Raw genomic sequence first — 3,526 nt, 5'->3', positions numbered from 1 at the left:
CATATTCGCAATCCAATCAGTAATAGCGGAGGACTACTGACCGGAATCCCTGGGTCGGCCCAGCCGGTTTCATGCGGCGTGTCGCAGAATCTCCTCCGAAGCGGCCTCTCCGGAGGTCTACGACTACTCGATCAGAGGATGCAGCCGTGTTTCGACTGGTCACAGACCGATTCATCCGACGAAATCGAGTCAGTCACCGCATCGTTCGGCTAGTGGGCTGCCACCGTCTCCCGCTCCCGGTCAGCGGTGGGGTTCGCCAGCGAGATGCCGTGGCCGATCCGGCGGAAGAGCAGCGCCGCGATCACCGCACCGACCGCGAAGAACCCGGCACCCCACCAATACGCGGTCGCGTAGCTGTGGATCGCTGCCTGTGCGGCGACGGCGGCAGTGGGGGGAACATGATCGGCCAGATAGCTGGCCGCTGCGGTTGCGGCCAGGGTGTTCAGCAGAGCGGTACCGATCGATCCGCCGACCTGCTGGCTTGTGTTGACCATGGCTGAGGCGACGCCGGCGAAGTGGCGGTCGACGCCGAGGGTGGCCGTTTGCATCGAGGCGGGCATGATGGAGCCCATTCCGAAGCCGAGAATCATCAGCGGCGGCAAGATGTCGGCAGCGTAGGTGCTGTCGAGGCCGAGGCGCGTCAGATAGACCATCCCGATCACGCCGAGCGCCATCCCAAACGGAACCATGACCTTGGGCCCGAACCGCGGAACGAAGATGTTCGTCGAGAGCTGTGCGGCGAGCACCAACATCGCGATCATTGGTAAGAACGCGAGGCCGGTCTGCATGGGCGTGTAGTGCAGGGACGTCTGCAGGTAGTAGGTCACGAACAGGAAGATTCCGAACATACCGGCGCCGGCGATCAGCACCGAGAGGTACGCCGCCCCGCGATTGCGATCAAGAACGATTCCGAGTGGCAGAAGCGGATGCTTCGCTCGACGCTGCCAGAGAACGAACGCGACCAACAGCACACCGGCGGCAGTCAGCATCCCCCAGCACAGCGGTGAATCCCAGCCGTCGGTCTCGGCGTTCGAGAACCCGAAGACCAATCCGAAGAGGGCGCCGGAGACGAGCAGAGTGCCGGGGATGTCGAGCTTCGGGCGCGGGCCGACGCGCTTCGCGTTGCTCACGAAGATCAGGGCGCCGATCACGGCGAAGATCGCGATGAAGACGTTGATGTAGAGGTTCCAGCGCCAGTTGAAATACTCGGTCAGGTAGCCGCCGAGGAGGAGTCCGACGGCGCCACCGGCGCCGGCAATCGCACCGAAGACTCCGAACGCGCGGGCGCGCTCTTTCGGAATGGTGAATGTCGTCGTCAGCACGGCTAGGGCTGTCGGGGCGAGAAGCGCACCGAATGCGCCCTGCAGGGCCCGAGCTCCGACGAGCACGCCGAAGCTCCCGGCCGCGCCACCGAGCGCTGAGGCGCCGGCGAAGCCGATCAGGCCGATGATGAACATGCGTTTGCGGCCGACCAGATCGGAGAGGCGACCGCCGAACAGCAGCAGGCTGCCGAAGGCGAGCGAATAGGCGGTCACGATCCATTGCCGCTCGCCGTTGGTGAAGCCGAGGTCGGCCTGGGCAGAAGGCAGCGCGATGTTGACGACCGTCGAGTCGAGCACCACCATCAGCTGAGCAAGGGCAACGACGGAAAGCGTCCACCAGCGCCGGGATGAGACCACCGGAGCGGCGGGAGCGCCCGAAGAAACTGTTGAAGTCTGAGGCATAAACCCGAGACTATACGATACTGTGGAGTTCCGGATCTTAATAGTTCCTGAATATTCGTACAGACAACACCGCACAATTCACGAAAAATGGAGATCGGCGCAATGACGCAACCGAACCTCACTGACGACAGCCTCGCCAGCCTCGCTGACGCCAGCCTCACTGACGAGGCTGCGGAGCAACCCGCGAAACTCGGCCGCAAACGCGACCACACCCGCGACCCAGAGATACTCGACGCCGCTCTCGAAGTGCTCGCCGAAGTTGGGTACGACGGCATGACAATTGACATGGTCGCGGCACGGGCCAAGGCGGGCAAGGCCACCGTGTACCGCCGCTGGGCGTCCAAGGCCGAACTCGTCATCGACGCCGTGGCCTGCATGAAAAAGGGCGACCTCGACCCCACGCATCTGCCCGACACCGGAACGCTCCGCGGCGACCTTGTCTCGATGATCAAGCCGCACTCGATCGAAGACGGCGAGAAGAAACTTCAGATCATGGGCGGGCTGATGTCGATGTTGTCGCGCGCACCTGAGCTTGCCGAGGCGGCCAATGCCGCAATCGTGGAGCCCCGCGCGGCGGCCAATCGCATTCTCATGCAGCGAGCCATCGACCGTGGCGAGATTTCTGCCGGCTGCGACATCGCCGCCCTCTCGCTGATCGCGCCGTCGATGGCGGCCTACCGCGTGCTGATCCTGCGCACGCCCGTCGATCGGCAGTTTCTCATTTCGCTCATCGATGGTGTCGTGCTGCCGGCGGTGGGGCTGGGCAACCAGCCGAAGGATGCCGCTTAGCTCACGTGTTCGACGGTACGCGGGTGCTGCATCCGTTGGCCGACCCTGGTGCCCTTGTGATCGCATCCGTCGACACGGATTGCACCCGAGAACGGCCGGCGGAGGTCTCGACCGGCTCGACCGAGTGGGGCACGGGTGCCAAAATCAGGAACGGAGTGCGTGTCGCGGATGCGCAGGCCCGCCGTTCCGCAGGCGGGCCTCGGCCGACACGCCTCCACTCCTGATTTCGGTACCCCGACGGAGCAGGGTGACACCCGAGGAGAGGTCTCCAGGAGACCCCGACTGAAAAGACGAATAGCCCCGGAATCACGGGGATTCACGAGGCTATTTCTACTGCGGGCAGTTCACGTAATTCTCACTTGCCCCATATCGCGGGGATCGCGACCCTCTCGCGCCATCACAATTCCATCACTTCCCGGATCTAATTCCATGCATGGTTTGTGACGGAAGCAAAGGTGCACCAGCTCGCCCCGCTACCGGGCCCGATTAATTCACCCTCCTCTTGCCCACTCTCCCCACCGAAAAAACGTCGGGTGTCGACAGGTCCGGGAACTTGTAGACAGCTTCCATGCCAAGCTCAGCGAGTTCGCGACCGATCGTAAAATGCAATGATGCGATCCGTGCATTCAGCTCCGGAAGGAATGACTTTGCGAGTCGCCGAAGCTCCATCGCGGTGTCGTCATCTAAAGGGTCCATTGACTGATGCATCTGCCCGACGCGGTTGACCCTCTTTGGCACTCTCGGCTCGTCGGTCACGTAGGCGATGATCGGTCACGTCCCGCTGAGTGGTGGAGTTTCTCAACACCGTGCGGGTCAGTGTTTTGATTATGCCGCAGCGAGTTCGGGGAGTGAAACCACCTCCTCGATCGGCTCGGCAACGGGCTCGTTCATCGTGCGCAGCGCGGCCATGGAGGCTTCGGAGAGGTAGCGGCGGTCGCCAGCTTCCCATTCGTCGTGTTGCTCGACGAGGACGGCGCCGGCCAGGCGCAGCAGGGCGGCCGGGTTGGGGAACA

The 3,526-nt window shown here is 63.3% G+C and carries 3 protein-coding genes and 1 pseudogene; 1 reads left to right on the top strand and 3 read right to left on the bottom strand.

Annotated features, from left to right (window positions below):
• Positions 1–209: 209 nt before the first annotated feature.
• On the bottom strand, positions 210–1,724 hold the full coding sequence (locus ABD791_RS16100) for an MFS transporter (protein WP_345068563.1): 1,515 nt from the start codon (positions 1,722–1,724) through the stop codon (positions 210–212).
• A 102-nt stretch (positions 1,725–1,826) separates the two neighbouring features.
• Here ABD791_RS16100 and ABD791_RS16095 point away from each other — a divergent pair, with 102 nt between their 5' ends.
• Complete coding sequence (locus ABD791_RS16095) at positions 1,827–2,513, top strand: TetR/AcrR family transcriptional regulator (RefSeq protein ID WP_345068562.1); 687 nt, start codon at positions 1,827–1,829, stop codon at positions 2,511–2,513.
• 486 nt (positions 2,514–2,999) lie between these two features.
• Here ABD791_RS16095 and ABD791_RS16090 read toward each other — a convergent pair whose 3' ends face one another.
• The gene (locus ABD791_RS16090) at positions 3,000–3,269 is read right to left on the bottom strand and encodes a hypothetical protein (protein ID WP_345068561.1); all 270 of its coding nucleotides are present in this window, start codon (positions 3,267–3,269) and stop codon (positions 3,000–3,002) included.
• Between the two features lie 69 nt (positions 3,270–3,338).
• Positions 3,339–3,526: pseudogene (locus ABD791_RS16085) on the bottom strand (IS256 family transposase); the annotation flags it as partial.

It is taken from the genome of Glaciibacter kafniensis (assembly GCF_039538945.1).
In the GTDB taxonomy this organism is placed as follows: domain Bacteria; phylum Actinomycetota; class Actinomycetes; order Actinomycetales; family Microbacteriaceae; genus Cryobacterium; species Cryobacterium kafniensis.
The sequence above is the reverse complement of the archived record's forward strand: the minus strand, read 5'-3'. Positions and strand labels throughout refer to the sequence as shown.

Bases quoted from the DNA above. Each gene is read 5' to 3' on its own strand.
- ABD791_RS16100 (WP_345068563.1), bottom strand. From the start codon at position 1,724: ATGCCTCAGACTTCAACAGTTTCTTCGGGCGCTCCCGCCGCTCCGGTG.
- ABD791_RS16095 (WP_345068562.1), top strand. From the start codon at position 1,827: ATGACGCAACCGAACCTCACTGACGACAGCCTCGCCAGCCTCGCTGAC.